Here is a 19,997-nt window from a genome sequence, read left to right as displayed (position 1 = left end):
ATGTTACATAGTTTATACTTAGATTGTGGTTAGCGATCGCTTCTCTGCTACTTTCGGTAGATGACTCTTGAAAATAACTTTGTCATTTACTAAAATTACTTAGCCTGGGGAGGGGTGTAAGTTCTTCTCACGTCAGCTACAGTGATGCAGATTCAAATATAGGAAAAAATATCTGTATGGATACTCATGAGTTAAAGTTCTTACTAAAATTACTGGGATGTTCCAATTACCGTTCTAGCCTGAGCAGTAGCACTTTTAAGTCTTTTGAGGGTAAGGAAAAAATTTGTAAAAGTTTAAGCGCTCGCAACTTAATAGACTTTTCTCATGAAATTGCTTCTATTAAAATCCTACCCCCTGGTGAGGCTCTCCTAAACACGGAGACACAGGAGTTACCACTCAACAATAATGAATTGAAGGTATTGAAAAAAATAAGTAATGCTTCCGAAACCATCACACCAAGCAAAATTAACATCAAATCTCTCAAGTCACAACAGCGAGATGCTATCTTACAAAACTTATATGAAAAGGGGCTGATTGAAGTTGAAACAAAAATAAAAAAGATAAACGCCGAGGTATGGCTGACGGAACACGGAATTGAGTATTTGCGGGATCGTTACATCCCTGAGGGGAATGCGATCGTGAGCTTAGAACTGCTGAAAAATTACCTACAGTTTATCAGGAAATTCCTCCCCAGTCAGCCAGAACCATTATCTACTCCAGAACATACTAATGGAGGCGGTGCTGTTGTAACCATTGTCAACCTTACCGATCAAGAAATTTTACACACTATCAAAAATCTGGAGCGGGAGGTAGGTACTGACAATGGTTTGCCAATTTTCCATCTCCGGGAAAAGTTGCAACCTTTCCTTTCAGAAGAAGAATTAGATCGTGCTCTTTTCCGTTTGGAAGAAGCCGATGAAATTAAATTGAGAAAGTTGGTAGAACCAAAAGATTACACCCAGGATAAAATGGATGATGAAATTCCTCAAAGCAAGGAGAATTCTTTGTTGTATATCACAGTACGTAGGTTGGGTTGAGGAACGAAACCCAACATTTCCATGCCTTTGTTAAGTTTCTCCAAGGCGATCCCAACCCACAAAAATTGGAGATCCCTTGTAGTATTGGGTTGCGATCGACAATCACCGTATTCACATCGCTCAACAGTATGTTAAAACCATTTATCGCTACTGAGTATTAAGTATTGCCAATAGCAATCCCAACCCTCATACTCAATACGTTGCTGCTAAGATTGAACTAAGATAGTAGGATTAGGCTATGACATTAAAAGAACTGGAGAAACAACTACTTGCATTAACTGCCATCGAAAAAGCTCAAGCGATACAAATATTAGTTCAAAGTTTGACCAATACTTGGCAAGGTATTGAGAAAACACCAGGTGTATGTGGTGGGGATGCTTGTATTGTGAATACTCGTATTCCAGTTTGGTCATTAGTAAATGACCGCAATTTAGGTATGAGTGATGGTGAAATATTAAAAGCTTTTCCTAGCCTTAATGCTATTGATTTAGTAAATGCTTGGGCTTATGCAGATGCTCATCCTGTTGAAATCGAACAAGCAATTAGAGAAAATGATGAAGTCATGCTAGAAAATTAGGATATTTCAAATTGCCACATTTTTTTTATGCAGATGAAAATTTTCCGTTTCCAATAGTAGAATTCTTGCGTAATTTTGGACATGATGTTTTGACAGCTAGAGATGCTGGAAATGCAAATCTAAAAATCCCTGATGAAAATGTTTTAGCATTTGCGACAACTGTAGAGCGCACTGTCTTAACACGCAATCGTCGAGACTTTATCAAATTACACGGTTTACAACCAGAACATGCTGGTATTATAGTCTGCACGTCAGATTCAGATTTTGAAAATCAGGCGATACGTATTCATGAAGCTGTTTCTCGACAAGAGGATTTGAAAGGTAAATTAATTAGAGTTAATCGCCTTCCTATGCAGTAGAAAATTCTTCTCACAATGAAGTGGGTGAAGATTTAGTGAATTTAGGCATCCCTAAGCACGATATCGTAATTGGATTTCATTCACCGTTTAAACGACAATTTACTGATTATGCAGTTAGCTAAATGACTTGTTTGCTGTGCTTAATGTGCTCAAATACCCGACTTCTGTAAAAAGTCGGGTATTTTGCAGCCTCACACACGATCGCGTTTACTCTTCGTCTTTTTGAGGTTTCTTGCTAGGGCGCTCAAGAGCGGGAGGAAAATCTACAAATTCGTCAGTTCTGATTGTTTCTGTTGTTAAAACGCCTTCTTGCAAGATATCTTCAGGGTCTGATGATTTATCAGCTGCTGATAAGTTGATTTGACCACTTGCATTGACGTTGGGTTTGTCAGCAGTTCCTTTGTGATTTGCATGACCACCAGGCATAGTTGTTTCCTCAGTCTTATAAAGATATCATCAGCCTAAACTTACTTGTTCTGCGGAATACACTGCCACAAGTCTTAAACTCTATGAAATCTTTACCTTAACTTTAGGGGGATTTCACAACTACAAACCCCACCAGCCACCCTATTAGGTGATGTTGCGGAAAAATTCTAAACGCTATCTTAAAAATAAGGAGAGTTTTTTAAAATTGTAAACTCCTCCCTTTACTTTGTGTTCGCTGCTTGTAGGGCTTCCAACGGAGGTCAGAATGAAAAAAATTATTATTGCCAGTCTATTAGCTTTAGCCACCACAACAGGATTTTTACTTAACAGTGAACCAGCTGAAGCAAACCACCGCCGCTATTATCGCTATCATGGCTATCCCCGGTACAGACAGCGAATTAGCTACTGCTACCCTGTCACTCAATGGCATGTAGACGAAGACCCAGGTTATCATCCTCAAGCTTATGCTGATGGTTACCGCCAAGGACAACAAAGTTCTAGAAAAGGCAATCAGTATCAACCTCGTACTGCTGGGGGCGAATTTGGGCGCGGTTTTGATGACGGTTATTACGGAAGGGAATTTAAAGGTCAGAAAAATGTGGTTCCTAATACGGTTTTGCCTTACACAACAACACAATGCAGTTGGTGGTAAAACAGTATTTTTGATTTTTGATTTTTGATTTTTGATTGACCTCTGTTCCTAGTACCAAAATTTCGTCAAAGCAGAAGTTATGCACTAACTGTGTTAATTATTCTCTGAAAGCAATATGGGTGTGAGGTATTTTCTCTATAAAGAAGTGCGTAGGTTGGGTTGAGGAACGAAACCCAACATTGAACTGAAGCGAGGGGTTGTGGGTTGAGATTGAGTAAGTCTGTTAACTGCTGGATGAGCGATCGCAATTGTAAATCAATTAATTTTACACTCCTTTAAGTAGTAGAAATACGGTTGACAACGCCTTTTTTTTAAGGATTATCGTGTACTGTAGTTAAAATTAATCCCAGAGACAGATAAAATAACGGACAAAAATGATATTTGAGACAGAAGAATTTGCACTGCCAAGCTCCATAAAATAGTGGCAACGTTAAAGAAATTGGAGTAAAGTTATGGCTAATCCAGAAAACGAAAAAGCAAGAAACGATGAATCTCAAGCACCTCAAGCTTCTGGTGGGACTCAAACTCCTATCGACGAAGAACAACGTCGCACGGGGATAAATGAAAAAAGCGAAGGTAAGCCCTCTGCTGTACCTGAATCTGGAAGCAGCGATCAGTTAACTGAAGGTGCTGGCAATCAGGGAACTGAGAAGCGTTAATAACCGTTAGTTTGAACTGCTGGGCGTGTTCGGGAATTATAAGGTGGAAAGATAGGATGCGATGGGTATTATCTTCCACCTATTTTTTTACCAGCAGCTAGATATGTGCGAAGCTTCTCTCAACTAGAGTTAAGCAAAAGCGATCGCTTAACTTGCATCAAGAGCGAACGCATCATCATTCAAATGGAACATCGTACTGGAGCCACTGACGCTAGTTGTTCCTCTTGAGAAAGTTGTTGCGATCTCCTCATCAATGACCACCAGTGTTCCAGCACCATAATGGGTTTGGTAGGTTCTGAGGATATTATTGATGGCGTCTTCATTTGCCACCGTATCTTCCAGAATCAGCGAGATAAGTTGGGAATTCTCCTTCAAAATACTACCTGATGCATCTCGGACTTGACCACGCGCTTCAAACTGAGTCAATGTCGTGAAATTTGGTGCAATGATATCATCAACAAACTCCTGGAACTCCCCAGAGGAAATTTCCCCAATCCCAGGGACACTCAGTCCAAAGTATAGATCGACTTGGATGAGTTCTGGGGTGGCGTCATTGTCAATCAAATCTTCAGCAGGACCGAAACTGACTTTGATATCCTCGTTAATGGTTTGCAAAGTGCTTTGCTGCTGGAATTCTTTGAGATAAGCCTCAATCACTTCTTTGAGTGCAGTTTCATTATCTTGCGTGTCCTCAATCAGGAGTGTCAGCACCTTGGTGGATTCTGTAACAATTGAACCCGTGTCATCTAAAAATTGTCCTCGAGCATCAAATACAGTTAAACCTGTGAAACGGGGAGTCACAAAGTTATCTAAAAACTGACTAAACTCCCTTTCAGAAACCTGTCCACCACTAGAAATATTGCGTCCAAGGTACAAATCTACCTGGATGAGTTCTGGTATGGGGTCATTATCAATTAAGTCGTCGGTTACATTGAAACTGACTGTGAGGTCATCAGGGTTAATCACTTGCTGGATAAAAGCTCCGTTGAATCGCTCTTTGTAAGCATCCAGCACTTCGCTAGCGATCGCTCTATTTTCCGGGGTGTCTTCCTGTAGCAAAGTAATCAGGTTGGCACGCTCTTTATTGATACTGCCATCTGAGTTACGTACTTGTCCTCTAACAGCAAATTGGGTTAAGCCTTCGGTACGGGGTGCAATGACTTCATCCACGAAGGCTTGAAATTCCTCATTAGAAACGCGATTGCCACCAGGAAGATCGCTTCCGAAGTACAAGTCTTGCTGGATGAATGATGGACTGTTTGGTGATATATTCAAGGGCAAAGGTGCGATTTCTACTGATTCCCAATCTACTAAATAAGAATTTTGTGACATAGTGATTTCCTCAGTTATCGCAATAAGCGAGTGTTTAGCGGACGCTCGCGATCTATAGCAGAGTTTACATTTCACTCTTTACCTTACACATTGTATATGCTTTAGACAATGATTATGTTTACTGCATTTTCTTGTGGTACGGGCGTTCCTGCCAGTTATAGATGAGAGAGCAGGCAAGGATACCCCCTCCACGCCATGTGGTCTAATAATCTGAAAACTGCTGTAAGACGCCGTAACGCGATCGCTTAACAACACCTTCGCTCTCAATACTGCAAGGGCTGAGCAAATTGTAGGTTGGGTAAACCCGTGTGTGAAACCCAACAAATGTCTGTCAATGTTGGGTTTCGTTCCTCAACCCAACCTACGTAATTTCGCATTTTTAAGCTTAACCGACAAGTATTGCCTTGGCTCTGTATTCTTATTGCATAAAATATTAATTTTTTTAAAGCTTGCGAAATCACCTCATCTGTCACCGATCTGTCTGCAGAAGCTTGCAATACATTAAATGATTTAAACTAATAGTATGTTAATGTTATATTAAATATGTTATATGGAAACTAATACGTCTTTTAGCGATCGTAAACACCAGCAGGAAAGCTTCCACTCGCTTGAAAATTTACAAGAAGCGAATAGAGCGGAGCTAGAGAATATTGTTCAACTGCTAGCGAAAGTCACAAGCTTCTCCCCGCAGGAGGTAAAGCCTCACCTAGATGCGATGCTTGAGCGTTTAGTTAAATCGAAGCAGAAAGAAGCTAAAGAGCGTCCTTTTTACGAGACTGCTACTCCTCAAGAGTGGGTGAACGCCCTTCGAGAATGGAGTGAGAGCCACGATCGCAATATCCCCCTGCTTTCAGATTATGCTGTAAGTCGTGAGGGGATTTATGAAGACGAACGGTTTTGATTAGTGGCTTACCTGATTGATACAAACATAATACTGAGAATGGCACAGCCAACACATCCTATGTGTGCTGATGCTCTTAATGCACTTGCTGTACTGCGCGAGCAAAAACATGACTGCTATCTTGCTCACCAGAATTTGATTGAGTTTTGGCGAAGTGCTACACGCCCTGTTGAAAGAAATGGATTGGGTATGAGTTTAGCTCAAGCTCAGGCAGAGCTACAGCGATTGGAGAATCTTTTTTTGATACTCCCAGATGTAGCTGAGATTTTCCCCCACTGGAAGAGGCTTGTTTTAGAGTATGGTGTGATGGGTGTTAACGTTCATGATGCGAGGCTAGTTGCATTAATGCTGGTTTATGGAGTAAGCCACATTCTTACTTTTAATCTTGAAGATTTTAACCGCTACTCGGCTGAAATAACTCCTGTAAGCCCAACAACACCTAAAGAACACGGGAGCGTGGTAGCCCCGTAACTTTAGTTCGGGGTGGAAACGCTTTGCTGTGCATCTTTAGATGCTGTGAAGAACTTGAAACTTTTTGCACAAACATGCAATCATATTAGTTATGTGGCAATGAGATACATAGGTGGCGACATCTGGGAAGCAAATGCTTAGTGCGATTCGTTGGTCGCTGAATCACGGTATCCAGTCCGTACATAAGCTACCCAAGGAGAAATCCTAGAGTAACCTTGAACTCTTGATTTGATGTGGGCGAAAACCCCACCTGCTAGACTCAAGCATGACTTCCTATCTGCCCACGCCGACCGGACTCGGTATCCGGAGAGCGAAGCTGGGAACAGGGCGCAAACAGACGGCTGTTATGGGCTGACACTGGCGCTAATGGAGAGTTCTCATGGTGAAACCAGAGCCTACAAAAGCAACCTATTGCTAAGCGGGGCATAACACAAAACCCCCGACTTCACTGGAGTTAATTCCCGCCCCATCTTTAAGCAGATAGAGGCATGAGTCAAATGAAAGGGAATCCATGTGGTTGAAGTGGCTCCACCTAAAGGAACAAAATAATCAAATTAAGGGAACGAATAAAAACGAACCGAGAGGTCAAGGGATAGGTCGAACCCCTTGTAGGCTGGACGAGTAGCGGAAACCCTCAGTTCGGGTAGGATGCGAAGTAATTTTCGCAAGGTGTTCAGAGTAAACGAATTGGAGCAGAGCATGATTAGACACAGCAGAAATGCTAGTGAATCTTGGATGAATCTACCGTGGAAAAAATTCCGACGCAATTTATTCCGCCTACAAAAAAAGAGTTTACAAAGCTGTTCAAGTTGGCGACTACCGCTCGGCAAAGTCAATCCAAAAGCTTATACTGAAGTCCACCGCAGCGAGATTACTGGCTATCCGTCAAGTATCACAGCTAAACGCTGGTAAAAGAACGCCAGGAATCGATGGTAAAGCCAAACTCAACATTGAGGAAAGGTTTGAGCTAAGTGAAGAACTTAAGCGCCATAGTAACAACTGGTATCATCAGGGGTTACGCGAAATTCCCATTCCTAAAAAAGACGGGAAAATTAGGATTCTAAAAGTTCCCACTATCGCGGATAGAGCTTGGCAGTGCCTAGTAAAATACGCCTTAGAACCAGACTCGCGTTGCCACTTTTCATGCTCGAAGTTACGGGTTCAGAACAGGGCGGTCAGCGCACGACGCGCAGAAAATCCTGCAAACAAACCTAAACTCCAGGGTTGACGGGAAGGATAAACGAGTTATCGAACTTGATATCGAAAAATGCGTGCGCCGCGACGATTAACGCGGTATTCCCAACCAAGTTGGGAGAGACTAAGAAGAATGTCTCTAAGTCAACCAACTTACCTGGAGTCGAAAGACAAAAGGGACAACAGCATGTTGGTAAAGCCGGAAATGGAGAGAAGGCGTTAAAACCATTGTTCGGCAAGACTTGTGTGACAAGGTGAAGATTAAACTATCTGAAGCCCAATTCTGACGGTATACTCGATTACCTATTCCTACAACGCCTAAAAGGAATAATCGTTTGTGTGTAGTTTTAAGCATTTGAACCACACAACTTCTTTAAACGAAGTCAGCCACCGATGAGATGGCTTAACGAATGAGTGGGACACCTAAATCACACTGATACGTACCGAGTTGATGAAGCGCGGGATGGTCTATGGGACGCGAGTCCTATGACTACAGAGTTCCCATAGTAGTCCGAGGGCGGGAAAGCCGTCCACATGGCAAAGGGGAACAGGTATTTCTTACATTGTTACCGAGAGGTACGCGAGATGCGAAACGCCGAAACGGTGTTAAATGTAATCCGAGACAGGGGGTACCGGGGTTTACCACTGGATGATGTCTACAGACAGTTGTTCAATCCCGACTTGTACCTTTTAGCGTATAGCCGCATTTATAAAAATGCTGGAGCAATGACGCCTGGGATAACTCAGGAAACTGCTGACGGAATGTCCATGAAAAAGATTGAAACTCTTATCGAAGAGATTCGATATGAACGCTTTCGATGGACACCAGTGAGGCGAATTAATATTCCCAAGAAAAATGGGAAAACTCGACCACTAGGTATTCCTACTTGGAAAGACAAATTGGTTCAAGAAGTAGTACGTTTAATATTAGAAGCGTATTATGAACCCCAATTTTCCGACAACAGTCATGGTTTCAGACCAAAACGCGGATGCCATACGGCGCTAACAGTAATAGACCGCACTTGGCAAGGAACCAAGTGGTTTATTGAAGGAGATATCAAAGGCTGTTTTGACAACATAGACCATAAAATCTTAATGTCAATTCTGTGCGAGAAAATCCAAGATAACCGCTTCCTGAGATTGATTGAAAACTTACTCAAGGCAGGTTATTGTGAGCAATGGAGATATCACTCCACCCTCAGCGGAACACCGCAAGGCGCGATAGTATCACCCATACTCGCCAATATCTATCTTGATAAATTCGATAAATTTATCGAACGGACACTTATCCCAGAGTATACAAGAGGTAAAGCAAGGGCAGAAAATCCGGAATACTCAAAACTCGTAAAACTTGCCTGGTATTACAGGAAGAAGGGACAAATTGAAAAAGCGCGTCAACTGGAAATTCAATACCAGCAAATGCCTTCCAAAGATGTTCGTGACCCTAAATACAGAAGGCTAAATTATGTGCGGTACGCTGATGATTTTCTACTTGGATTCATTGGTTCATTTCAAGAGGCAAAAGAAATCAAGGAAAAATTGAAGACATTTCTAGCGGAAAATCTTCAGCTAGAATTATCTAAAGAAAAGACCTTAATTACTCATGCTAGAAACGAAGCAGCGAACTTCTTAGGTTACGAAATTCTAGTTCAATATTCCGACACTAAGCATACCAATGGTAAGCGCTCAATTAATGGAATTACTGGACTAAGAATTCCCACAAGCTTTGTAGAAGAAAAATGTTCTCTCTATATGAGAAATGGGAAACCCATTCACCGCCCTGAATTAATAAATGATGATGATTTCACTATCATCAACATTTACCAATCAGAATATAGAGGGTACGTACAATTCTACAGCCTTGCTCAAAACATCGCGTGGCTCCAAAAACTCCAATGGGTTATGTGGAGTTCGTTGATGAAAACTCTTGCTTGTAAACACAAAACTAGCGTGGCTAAAATTTGCGCGAAGTATCACAAGACGGTAAAACTGCCACACGGTCTAAGAAAGTGTGTCGAAATCACCGTCCCAAGAGAAGGCAAGAAACCCTTAGTGGCTCGTTTCGGTGGTATACCACTAAAACGCAACCTAAAAACAATCATAGAAGACCTGCCACGAGCGCGAAAGCCCGCGTTCAGAAATGAACTGATTAAACGGCTTCAAGCTGATGAATGCGAGATTTGTGGGGCAAGAGGTGATATTGAAGTTCACCATATTCGCGCCCTCAAAGACCTCAAAACCAAAGGTAGAAAAGAAAAACCGCAATGGATGCAAATCATGTCCGCACGTAGGAGAAAAACTTTGATGGTCTGCCCTCAATGCCATGATGCTATACACGCAGGTAACCCCGCAGGTAAACAAGTCTCATGATAATGGAATACTGGAGAGCCGTGTACCTGGAAACTCGTAAGCACGGTTCGGCGGGGGCTAGTTGGAAAAGGAGCCAATAATTGGAAACCTCGCTAGCTAGCTACCCACTTTCGACAGGATAAACCACTCAGCAATTATGGATAGGCTCATTGCTCCAAAAAGCATAAAGACAGGAATCTTCAGATGTCTAAAAGCCGGAGTCAATCCAGAATTCCCAGAACAAGGAACCCCCCAAGGGGGAGTGGTGAGTCCCCTATTAGCGAACATTGCACTTAACGGGATAGAGGACATACACCGTTCGGTGCGCTATGCAGACGATATGGTTATTATACTCAAACCCAGAGATGACGCAACAACAATACTTGACCTAATCAGCCAGTTCCTCGCTGAAAGAGGGATGAATGTAAGTCAGAAGAAGACCAAGCTAACCGCTACGACAAATGGCTTTGATTTCCTCGGCTGGCACTTCAAGGTGCAAAGCAACGGGAAGTTCCGAAGCACCCCCTCAGTGGATAACTTTAGAGCATTCCGAAAGAAAGTAAAAGCTATTGTCAACAACTCGAATTATGGAGCCACGGAAAAAGCCGTAAGGTTGGCACCCGTGGTTAGAGGCTGGAGAAACTACCACCGCTACTGCAAAATGGATGGAAGAAAGCTATCGCTTTATCATATTCAACATAGAGCGTTCAAGGTGTTTAACAAGGAATCTAAACAGAATCGGCATACCAGCAAATCTTTGCTGGAGAAAGCGTTCCCTAAAGTTCCTTACTCCGAAAATAAACACGTCAATGTCAGAGGCGAAAAATCGCCCTTTGATGGAGATATCACTTACTGGAGCGAGCGCAACAGCAAACTCTACTCCGGTGAAACCTCTTTTGCCTTAAAACGGCAAAACCATACGTGTGCAGCCTGCGGGTTGAAATTTCTATCCGATGAACGGGTTCACCTGCATCATCAGGATGGAAATCATACCAACTGGAAAAAGGAAAATCTGATAGCAATCCATGAAAGCTGTCATGACTACCAACACATGAAGCAAAGCAAAAGCTAAGAACGTCGGAAGCCGGATGCACCGAAAGGCGCACGTCCGGATTTAAGTGGGAGGTGCGGGGCATAATAGCCCCCATCGACCCAACCCGCTACATCGTATTCGTCCAATACTCACGGTTGAAAGTACTGGGGTATCGTTACTTGGACAAGAAATCAGGAAAGTCTTTATGTATTGCAGGACGGAGCCGTTCTCGTGGTTGGCATAAAGGCGTTGACCTAAACTGCGAGTCGAGTAAGCTAGTCTGAAAGCCCGTGTCCCTGGTAGAGCGGTAGAGCGGTTCGACCCATAGCTAGAAAACGTTGACCAGATAGTCATCCTATGCAAATAGGTTCGGACGAAAAGTTAGCGCCAACTTCTAGCCAGAATCCCCGTACATTTATGTCGGGGAGATGGCTCAATTACATCTACTTAAGGCAGGTAAACAGTAGGGATTAATTTAGGGCATTGCATAAATGTGGGATGAATCAGCTAAACACAGGTATTTCTCTATACTTCAAATAATGAATTAACAAGGTTTTTCAGTACTCAATACTACGTAGGTTTTGGGAAATAGTAGGTTGGGTTGAGCGAAGCGCGAAACCCAACAAATGGTGATATAGCCTTTCTCAGTCTCATGAGGTACACCCCCCTTTCATCCCCCCTTGGTAAGGGGGGACAGAGGGGGGTAATTTTTGTACCTCACCAGGTTGAAATTTGCTGTAAATGTTGTGTTTTGTTGCTCAACCCAACCTACGTAATTTCGTATTTTTATGCAAAATTTACGCAGTATTGCTTCAGTACCTGTTAGTTTAGCATAACAATTAAGTAATGTAAAATTTTTAGAAACTTGCATAAATCTCCTCACTGTTCCCGTTAAGTAAATGAAGATTCACATGAGAAGCTAGCTTCTCTTGCGAACACCAACTGACCAGTTATAGATCGACATCATATTTTTTTAAGAGAGAAATAAAAATTGTAGATATTTAGGAGACTTTTGGCAACAATGTCCTTGGGGAAACTATATACGCTAATAACAGTTTAACATTCAAAATTTTCTATTTTCCATTAGTTCGCGAAAGCAGTGAAAGATTCGATAATTTGACATTCTTCCTAACAAGAAAAGAAAAGAGATAGAACACCCAAAAGCGTACATTTTATGTATGAATGGAGCGAACATCATGCCTGATTATAAACAACCTATTGATATGTATGAAGTCATGGGAGAAGCAAGTCCTCCAAATGAACCAAAAGGTAGTGTGGACTTTGTATATAATGACGAACAACCTATCATATGGGAAAACAATAACACAAGCAAACTAACAGTAAGAATAAAAAATGATGACAAACCAGATGGTGACAATGTTCTGGCTTTAACATTCACTCAAAATTTCACTTCAAACTTTGGTTTTAGTAAGGAAATTTATCAAGCCAAGGAAAATTTGTCTTTAGGTAATAATGAGGATTTTTTTGACTTCGAGATAACAAAAAAAAGCCCATTTTTTCAAACTACTTATATTGTTGTTGAAGATGATGAAAAGCCTAATCGTAAGACAGAGGGAACCGATCTAGTTAACACAATTGACTTGAGAGGTTTCAACAATAGCGACACAACGAATGACACTGTTTACGCCAAAGCAGGTGATGATACTGTATATGCTGGTAAGGGTAATGATATTGTCTTCGGTCAAGACGGTAACGACACGCTTTGGGGACATGAGGGCAACGATGCATTAATTGGTGGTAGTGGTAATGACTATTTAAACGGTGGCGATGGTCATGACCGTTTAGATGGAGGATTAGGTAATGATATTCTAGAGGGAGGCGGAGGCAACGACATTTATATCGTTGATAGTAAAAACGATCAAATTATTGACTCTCCGGGAACAGGAATAGAGACAGTGATAGCGTCTGTTGACTGGACATTAAATCCTGGGCTAGACCATCTTATCCTTATTGGATCTGCAGTTAACGGGATTGGCAACAACTTGAACAATATCATTGAAGGAAACGATGAAGACAACTATTTGAAGGGCGGAGAAGGAAACGATCGATTATATGGATATAAAAATGATAGTAATTACTACGATTATTATGATGGCAACGATATTCTAGATGGTTGGACAGGGGACGACGAGGTGTTTGGCGGTAAAGGTAACGACACTCTCTACGGTTGGACTGGTAATGATACTCTCAAAGGTAACGATGATAATGATACGCTCTATGGTGAGGATGGCGACGATATCCTAAACGGTGGTTATGGTAATGATACGCTCTTCGGTGGCAATGGTAACGACATTCTTATAGGCGATATTGGCTATTATGCCGATGTTGGTGACTCTGGCAGTCCTGGCAACGACCTTTTCTGGGGAGGTCTTGGAGCAGACAAATTCGTCTTTTCTGCAACAGATGGAAAAATCGATACTATTAAAGACTTTTACACAGCAGATAGCGACAAAGTTTTAATTGTGAAATCTTCCTTTGGCGCTACATCTACCAACCAATTCAGCTACAACAGTTCAACTGGTGCTTTGTACTTTCAGGGAACCCAATTTGCCATTATTGAAAACAAGCCAGATGGTTTCTCAACCAACCTGCATATCGATCTTGTAGACACCATATAAAAGCGTGTTCGTGTAAAGTTTAGTCAATTAAGCAGACAATATAGGGGTGGGGCGATCGCATCCCTAATACTAAGTGCCTGTATAAACTTCCAAAATATTTACAAGACGTAAGATCGAGCTAAAGCCATGTTATTCCCCCATTCGTTGTTTTGGGTTTTAGGGAGTCTGTGCATCTTTTGTTCAATAAATTTGCTCCCTACTCAAGCACAAGTTATTCAAGATGCAACTTTGCCTAATCCCTCCATTGTGACAGGTAACGGCGTCACTGATGTCATTACAGGTGGTACACAAGCAGGAACTAATTTGTTTCATAGCTTCCAACAGTTTTCCATTCCTGCTGGTCACACTGCTTCTTTCCAACACAATCCTGGGATTGCCAATATTATTTCTCGCGTTACTGGCTCTTCGGCTTCAAACATCAATGGTTTAATTGAAGTGCTGCAAATAGGCAGTAACTCTAGTTCTGCGAACCTTTTTCTCATTAATCCAAATGGAATTATTTTTGGTTCGGGTGCATCACTAAACATTGGCGGCTCATTTGTAGCTAGTACAGCCAGTAGCATCAAGTTTGATGGTAACCGTGAATTTAGTGCTATTAACCCCAAAGCAAATTCTCCTTTACTCATCGTAAGTGTTCCTATCGGTTTGCAGTTTGAGGCAAACCCCAGTCGTATCGTGAATCAGTCAAAGTTCACCGATGCCAATGGCGAAACTGTTGGGTTATCTGTCAAATCAGGAAAAACACTAACACTAGTGGGTGGAGAGATTGAAATACTGGAAGGCGGATTGACAGCATCTGGAGGGCGTATTGAGTTAGGCAGTGTCGCCAGTCCCAGTTTAGTCAGCCTGAGTGCAGGTTTTTCTTTAGGATATGAGGGCGTAGAAAACTTTCAAAATATCCAGCTACAAAAAGCACTAGTAGATGCTACAGGTGACGCAGGAGGAAATATCCAACTTGTTGGAAAGAACGTTACTGTATCTGATGAGACAACTATCTTTTTAGGTACTTACAGTAAAAATGGTGGTTCTATTGTTATCAAATCAGAACAGCTTGATGTCCAAGGTTCTGCTTTTATAGGAACTGATACATATGGCTTGGGAACCGGTGGCGACATCACAATCACTACCAAAAACTTCCTTGTCCAAAATGGTTCCCAAGTCGCAGTATGGACATCTGCTCAAGGAAAGGGAGGTACACTTACTGTAAATGCCACTGACTCAATTAAGTTAATTGGTACTTCAGCAAAGGGTATTGCCAGTAATTTAGGTACTCTAAGCAGGTCTGAGGGAACTGGAGGAAATGTAGCAATTAATACAAAAAAAATGATGATTCAAGATGGTGCTACCGTAGCTTCTGCGTCCCTAGATTCGGGACTAGGTGGAAATATGACTGTAACCGCTACTGACTTGGACTTCAGTGGAGTCAATGCTTTAAGACCTAGTCGTGCTAGTGGTATATTTTCAACTGCTTCAGACATTGGCAATGGTGGAAATATAACAGTTACCGCCTCCCGGCTATCCCTGCAACAGGGAGCACAAGTCGCTGCTACAACCACTAGCTCTGGACCTGGAGGTAATGTAACTGTAAAAGCCTCAGATTCTGTAATCGCCATCGGCACTTCAAGAAGTGGTAAAGCATTTAGTGCTTCTAATGGTGATTCCCTAAGCAGTGGTCTGTTTGCTCAAACCTCTGGTGAAGGACGTGCCGGACAGCTAACGATTGAGACCAGTCGGCTACAAGTTTTTGACGGTGCTCAAATTAATACTTTTACTCGAGGGGACGGATTGGCAGGAGATCTACTGGTGCGAGCTGACGACGTGGAATTGGCAGGAGTTGCGCTTTCCGCTGATGGTCAACTCATTCCAAGCACTATAGCGCCTGTTGTTCCCAGTGGTTTATTTGCTAGCACTCGCCCAAACTCAAAAGGAAATGGAGCAACGTTGACTTTAGAAACGAAGCGATTGAGCTTGCGAGATGGAGCAGTTGTGCAAACGTCTACCTTAGGTAGCGGGGATGCCGGAAATTTGATTATTAAAGCATCCGAATCTGTCGATCTGACTGGCACTGCAAAAGGTGGAATATATCCTACTAGTATACAGTCTCTCTCTGGAGGATTGCCCGGAACAAACTATATCGGCTTTCCTGAAGCTACTGGTGAGGGAGGGAATGTCAGTATTACAACTGGCAATTTGACTGTTCGGGATGGGGCGCAAGTGGCAGTGAGTAGCCTTAACCCTACCAGCAACGCCAAGGGTGCGGGCAATCTCCAAATTCAAGCTAATAATATCTTTCTAGATAATAAAGGTAAACTCAACGCCGAAACAGCATCAGGTGATGGAGGCGATATCGATCTGCAACTGCAAAAATTGCTATTCCTGCGTAATGGCAGTCAAATCTCTACTAGTACTGGTACTGCTGAACAAGGTGGTGATGGTGGCAATATCAATATCAATGCCAAAAATGGCTTTATTGTAGCTGTCCCCAACGAAAACAGCGATATTACTGCCAATGCCTATAGCGGGAGTGGGGGAAAAATCAACATAACAGCTGCGGGGATATATGGTATGGTGCAGCGCACTCGTCAAGATTTGGTGAGACTGCTTAAACCCAATAACCCCAGCGAAATCAACCCCAATTTGCTGTCAACAAATGATATCACTGCCATTTCCCAAACAAACCCAAATTTCAACGGTGACACAAGTGTTAACACACCGGATACAGAACCCCTTGACTTAATTCCCCTACCTGTTAACTTAGTTGATGCATCTCAACAAATTGCTACTGGCTGCACCTCAGGAAACAGACAAGCACGCAGTTCTTTTACTACCATTGGACGCTCTGGAGTAGCACCCAGTCCCACAGAACCACTGACAGAAGAAGCAACGCTCGCAAATTGGATCGCTCTCACTCCAGCTATGGGAAATCCCTTAAGTTCTATGGAATCATTACAAACAAGCAACAATCGCCACAATTCCTTTCTTAAAAACTTTGATTCCCATAAAATTGTCGAAGCACAGGGATGGATTGTTGATAAAAACAATGATGTCATCCTTGTTGCTCGAGCACCTAGAGTTAATTCTTCTGTTCCCTTATCTTTATCGTGTCATGCTCCGTAACTTCCGCCAAAGATTAAGCATTTATCAGTACTACTGTTGCTTAAGTTCAGTGGCAATTTCTTGTATTGTGTCAGTAAGATCGGTACAAGCGCAAGTTGCTAATTCAGCACAAATCCAAAATCAAATTCCCAGTGTCTCTGCCCAAGTCCCCACACCACAGCAACCGGGCATCCCACCCGGACAAATTGAACCCCCCTCTACGCCCTCTTTACCAGAACCACCAGAACCAGAACCGGAACCAGAACCGCCTTTCCGCCTACCGCCCCCTGAAGAGTTACTTCCACCGGAAACAACACCGACAACTCCTGACACAACTCCAGGAGATGTTCCCCAAACTATCAGTGTTAAAGAATTTAAAGTAACAGGTAGCACGGTTTTTAGTCAAAAAGAATTTGCAGAAGTTCTCAAAGACTATGTAAATCGTCCCATAACCCTAGCTGAACTCTTTCAAGCACGTGCGGCAATTACTGAATTATACGTTAAAAAAGGTTACATAACATCAGGGGCTTACATTCCCACTCAAAAGCTTCAAGATGGTGTCGTAGAAATTCGGGTTGTAGAAGGTTCATTGGAAGACATCAAAGTCACTGGTACCCGCAGATTGAGAACGGGCTACGTGCGAAGCCGACTTGCTGTAGCTACAAAGAAACCCCTCAATCGCGATCGCTTGCTTCAAGCACTACAATTGTTACAACTCAATCCTCTCATTGATAACTTGTCAGCAGAACTATCAGCAGGTTCGCGTCCGGGAGTGAGTTTGTTAGAAGTGCGAGTCAAAGAAGCAGATACCTTTAACGTTCAACTCGTTTTAGATAACGGACGCTCTCCGGCTGTTGGTAGTTTTCGCCGTCAAATTCAAATCAGCGAAGCCAATCTTCTGGGATTTGGTGATAGCATTAGCGCTATATACACCAATACTGATGGTAGTAATGCCTTTGATTTTGGCTATACTTTTCCCATCAATGCTCGCAATGGAACCATTTCCTTTAATTTTGGTATTTCTGATAGCAATGTTATAGAAGAACCTTTTAATATCCTTGATATACAATCCAATTCCCGCTACTACGAATTAACCCTACGCCAACCCATAATCCAAACTCCAACTCGCGAACTTGCAGTCGGTTTAACAGCAACTCGCCGAGAAAGTGAAGCCACCATAAACCCTGAGGATCAAGGGGAAATTCCCTTTCCAGCGTTTGGTGCTAATGACGAGGGAGAAACGAAAGTAACTGCCTTACGTTTTTTCCAAGAATGGACTCAACGCAGCAGCCAACAGGTATTTGCTGTGCGCTCTCAGTTCAGTGTGGGACTTGATGCTTTCGATTCCGATAGTTTCTTTGCTTGGAGAGGACAAGCACAGTGGGTGAGATTGCTAGCGCCCGATACTCTTTTTCTATTACGAGGAGATTTGCAAGTAGCAGATCGTCCTCTTGTTCCATTTGAGCAATTTGGCTTGGGTGGTTTGGAAAGTGTTCGGGGTTACCGCCAAGATGCTCTGCTTACAGATGATGGCTTCTTTGCCTCTGCTGAAGTACGCATTCCCATTGTACGATTCTCTCGGCGTGGTAGTGTTCTACAAGTGACTCCTTTCTTTGATATTGGTACTGTTTGGAACCGTTCTGGTAGACCCAGTTCAGATGCTGAATTAGAAGAAAGTACACTCGCCTCTATCGGTTTTGGGCTACGCTTACAATTAGAAGACTGGTTGACAGCACGCATAGACTGGGGCATCCCATTAATTTCAATTTCTGGAAATAAAGACTCTTGGCAAGAAAACGGTTTGTACTTTTCCATTATTGCTAATCCTTTTTAGTCATTTGTCATTTGTCATTGGTCATTTGTCACTGGTCTAAAATTCCCTTTCTCTTAATAAAAAGATTATGAAACAACTAAATTTGATTCGTTATTCTTTTCTAGTAGGTAGGGCTATGCCGTACAAAAACTTGAGATGGTTGGCTTTAGCCCTACCTACTTGTTTTTCAAAAATCAAATAGGAGTTTGATATGCAAAAATTAAATTTAACTCATTATTCTTGTCTGGCTGTTGTAACAGCTTTACTGTGTATTTTTAGTTCCCCTGTCTCGCAAAACTCCCCCCTCCCCCACTCCCCCCCTCTCCCTCTCCTCCCCTCACAGCCCCATTGCCTTACTGCAACAGGGGAAAGTACTGTACGATGGTGGGGCGCTATTCTGAAGCAGTTCAAGTCTTGCAATTAGCAGCACAACAGTATCAGCAGCAAGGTGATGCTGTCAGTCAAGCAGCTACTCTCAGCAATCTTTCCCTGGCTTACCAACAACTTGGTGCATGGAATGAGGCAAAACAAGCGATCGCTAGTAGTTTAGATATCCTTGGTTACAAGCAGCAAGATTCAGAGAACAGAATCAGCCAAAATTCCAAATCCAAAATCCAAAATTTACCAATTCTTGCCCAAACTCTGGATATACAAGGACGCTTGCAGTTGGGGATGGGACAACTAGAGCAAGCTTTGGTCACTTGGCAAAATGCAGAAAAAGTTTACGAGCGAGCCCAGGACAAAAGCGGTGTTGTACGATCGCGCATTAACCAAGCCCAAGCACTCAGAACCCAAGGATTTTACCGCCGTGCAGAGGCTTTACTCGTGCAAGTGAACGAAACATTGCGATCGCAACCAGATTCCTTAGAAAAAGCAGTCGGTTTGCGATCGCTTGGTGATGTTCTCCAACTGGTTGGTGATTTAGAGAAATCTAGTATTGCCTTAGAACAAAGCTTGCAAGTTGCCCAACGCATTCAATCTCCAAAAGAAATAAGTGCAAGTCTTTTTAGTTTGGGAAACAATGCTCGTGCTTTGCCGCAAAAACTAAAAGCAATTGATTATTATAAAAAAACAGTTGAAGTCACCCCTTCACTGCTAACAAAAGTTCAAGCACAACTCAATCTTCTAGACCTATTTATAGAAGACAAACAAATAACAAATGCCCAAAATTTAATACCTTCAATCCAATCGCAACTAGAGCAACTTCCTCCAAGTCGTGCTGCCATCTACGCCCGCATTAACTTTGCTCAAAGCCTTTCGATTTTAGATTTTAGATTTTCGATTTTGGATTATGAGCAGTCTCAATCTCAAATCAATCAATCCCAAATCCCAAATCCAAAATCCAAAATTGGTCAATCCAAAATCCCAAATCCAAAAAACAAAATAAATAAAAAACAAATCAAAAAAAAAAAAAAAAAAAAGAAAAAAAAAAAAAAAAAAAAAAAAAAAAAAAAAAAGA

The 19,997-nt window shown here is 42.2% G+C and carries 14 protein-coding genes and 3 pseudogenes; 15 read left to right on the top strand and 2 right to left on the bottom strand.

Translation table 11 applies throughout. The annotated features are described in order from the left end of the window. The first annotated feature begins 176 nt into the window (after positions 1-176). The 4 genes and pseudogenes from F7734_RS46120 to F7734_RS46105 form a co-directional block, all read left to right on the top strand. Complete coding sequence (locus tag F7734_RS46120; RefSeq protein WP_155751048.1) at positions 177-1,037, top strand: transcription factor RcaD; 861 nt, start codon at positions 177-179, stop codon at positions 1,035-1,037. Positions 1,038-1,275: 238 nt separating this feature from the next. Next, the gene (locus F7734_RS46115) at positions 1,276-1,614 is read left to right on the top strand and encodes a DUF433 domain-containing protein (RefSeq protein WP_155751047.1); all 339 of its coding nucleotides are present in this window, start codon (positions 1,276-1,278) and stop codon (positions 1,612-1,614) included. An 11-nt stretch (positions 1,615-1,625) separates the two neighbouring features. Next, on the top strand, positions 1,626-1,973 hold the full coding sequence (locus F7734_RS46110) for a DUF5615 family PIN-like protein (RefSeq protein ID WP_155751046.1): 348 nt from the start codon (positions 1,626-1,628) through the stop codon (positions 1,971-1,973). 2 nt (positions 1,974-1,975) lie between these two features. Then, positions 1,976-2,095: pseudogene (locus F7734_RS46105) on the top strand (element excision factor XisI family protein); the annotation flags it as partial. Between the two features lie 85 nt (positions 2,096-2,180). On the opposite strand, the gene F7734_RS46100 reads toward F7734_RS46105, so the two are convergent. Continuing rightward, complete coding sequence (locus tag F7734_RS46100) at positions 2,181-2,399, bottom strand: hypothetical protein (protein ID WP_155751045.1); 219 nt, start codon at positions 2,397-2,399, stop codon at positions 2,181-2,183. Between the two features lie 265 nt (positions 2,400-2,664). On the opposite strand from F7734_RS46100, the gene F7734_RS46095 reads away from it, so the two are divergent. Then, the gene (locus F7734_RS46095) at positions 2,665-3,051 is read left to right on the top strand and encodes a hypothetical protein (protein ID WP_155751044.1); all 387 of its coding nucleotides are present in this window, start codon (positions 2,665-2,667) and stop codon (positions 3,049-3,051) included. Between the two features lie 452 nt (positions 3,052-3,503). Continuing rightward, on the top strand, positions 3,504-3,710 hold the full coding sequence (locus tag F7734_RS46090; RefSeq protein ID WP_155751043.1) for a hypothetical protein: 207 nt from the start codon (positions 3,504-3,506) through the stop codon (positions 3,708-3,710). Between the two features lie 147 nt (positions 3,711-3,857). Here the strand turns inward: F7734_RS46090 and F7734_RS46085 are convergent, their stop codons facing one another. Further along, positions 3,858-5,042 (bottom strand): DUF3574 domain-containing protein, encoded by a 1,185-nt coding sequence (locus F7734_RS46085; RefSeq protein WP_155751042.1) that lies wholly within the window; start codon positions 5,040-5,042, stop codon positions 3,858-3,860. 550 nt (positions 5,043-5,592) lie between these two features. Between F7734_RS46085 and F7734_RS46080 the strand changes: the two genes are divergently transcribed. The 9 genes and pseudogenes from F7734_RS46080 to F7734_RS46040 form a co-directional block, all read left to right on the top strand. After that, the gene (locus F7734_RS46080) at positions 5,593-5,943 is read left to right on the top strand and encodes a hypothetical protein (protein ID WP_155751041.1); all 351 of its coding nucleotides are present in this window, start codon (positions 5,593-5,595) and stop codon (positions 5,941-5,943) included. Between the two features lie 3 nt (positions 5,944-5,946). Then, positions 5,947-6,414, top strand: coding sequence for a type II toxin-antitoxin system VapC family toxin (locus F7734_RS46075; RefSeq protein WP_166482565.1), 468 nt, complete (start codon positions 5,947-5,949; stop codon positions 6,412-6,414). Positions 6,415-7,113: 699 nt separating this feature from the next. Then, positions 7,114-7,685, top strand: a pseudogene (locus F7734_RS46070) (reverse transcriptase N-terminal domain-containing protein); the annotation flags it as partial. A gap of 508 nt (positions 7,686-8,193) precedes the next feature. Further along, complete coding sequence (locus tag F7734_RS46065; RefSeq protein WP_166481678.1) at positions 8,194-9,978, top strand: reverse transcriptase/maturase family protein; 1,785 nt, start codon at positions 8,194-8,196, stop codon at positions 9,976-9,978. Between the two features lie 109 nt (positions 9,979-10,087). Next, positions 10,088-11,029: pseudogene (locus tag F7734_RS46060) on the top strand (reverse transcriptase domain-containing protein); the annotation flags it as partial. A gap of 1,157 nt (positions 11,030-12,186) precedes the next feature. Then, complete coding sequence (locus tag F7734_RS46055; protein WP_166482564.1) at positions 12,187-13,629, top strand: calcium-binding protein; 1,443 nt, start codon at positions 12,187-12,189, stop codon at positions 13,627-13,629. Between the two features lie 189 nt (positions 13,630-13,818). Next, a complete protein-coding gene (locus F7734_RS46050; protein ID WP_166482563.1) occupies positions 13,819-16,746 on the top strand; it encodes a filamentous hemagglutinin N-terminal domain-containing protein in 2,928 nt (975 codons plus the stop codon). After that, positions 16,736-18,559: a ShlB/FhaC/HecB family hemolysin secretion/activation protein gene (locus F7734_RS46045; protein WP_155751055.1), complete on the top strand. Its 1,824-nt coding sequence runs from the start codon at positions 16,736-16,738 to the stop codon at positions 18,557-18,559. The genes F7734_RS46050 and F7734_RS46045 overlap by 11 nt, the downstream gene beginning before the upstream one ends. Positions 18,560-18,919: 360 nt before the next feature. Further along, positions 18,920-19,997, top strand: a 1,078-nt coding sequence (locus F7734_RS46040) for a tetratricopeptide repeat protein (protein ID WP_243147440.1), incomplete at its 3' end; no start/stop codon positions are given.

It is taken from the genome of Scytonema sp. UIC 10036, assembly GCF_009725235.1.
Note: the sequence above shows the minus strand (reverse complement) of the source record. Positions and strands in the feature narration are given on the sequence as shown.

Excerpts from the sequence above, each read along its gene's own strand:
- F7734_RS46120 (WP_155751048.1), top strand. The coding sequence starts at position 177 with ATGGATACTCATGAGTTAAAGTTCTTACTAAAATTACTGGGATGTTCC.
- F7734_RS46115 (WP_155751047.1), top strand. The coding sequence starts at position 1,276 with ATGACATTAAAAGAACTGGAGAAACAACTACTTGCATTAACTGCCATC.
- F7734_RS46100 (WP_155751045.1), bottom strand. The coding sequence starts at position 2,399 with ATGCCTGGTGGTCATGCAAATCACAAAGGAACTGCTGACAAACCCAAC.
- F7734_RS46095 (WP_155751044.1), top strand. The coding sequence starts at position 2,665 with ATGAAAAAAATTATTATTGCCAGTCTATTAGCTTTAGCCACCACAACA.
- F7734_RS46090 (WP_155751043.1), top strand. The coding sequence starts at position 3,504 with ATGGCTAATCCAGAAAACGAAAAAGCAAGAAACGATGAATCTCAAGCA.
- F7734_RS46085 (WP_155751042.1), bottom strand. The coding sequence starts at position 5,042 with ATGTCACAAAATTCTTATTTAGTAGATTGGGAATCAGTAGAAATCGCA.
- F7734_RS46080 (WP_155751041.1), top strand. The coding sequence starts at position 5,593 with ATGGAAACTAATACGTCTTTTAGCGATCGTAAACACCAGCAGGAAAGC.
- F7734_RS46065 (WP_166481678.1), top strand. The coding sequence starts at position 8,194 with ATGCGAAACGCCGAAACGGTGTTAAATGTAATCCGAGACAGGGGGTAC.
- F7734_RS46055 (WP_166482564.1), top strand. The coding sequence starts at position 12,187 with ATGCCTGATTATAAACAACCTATTGATATGTATGAAGTCATGGGAGAA.
- F7734_RS46045 (WP_155751055.1), top strand. The coding sequence starts at position 16,736 with ATGCTCCGTAACTTCCGCCAAAGATTAAGCATTTATCAGTACTACTGT.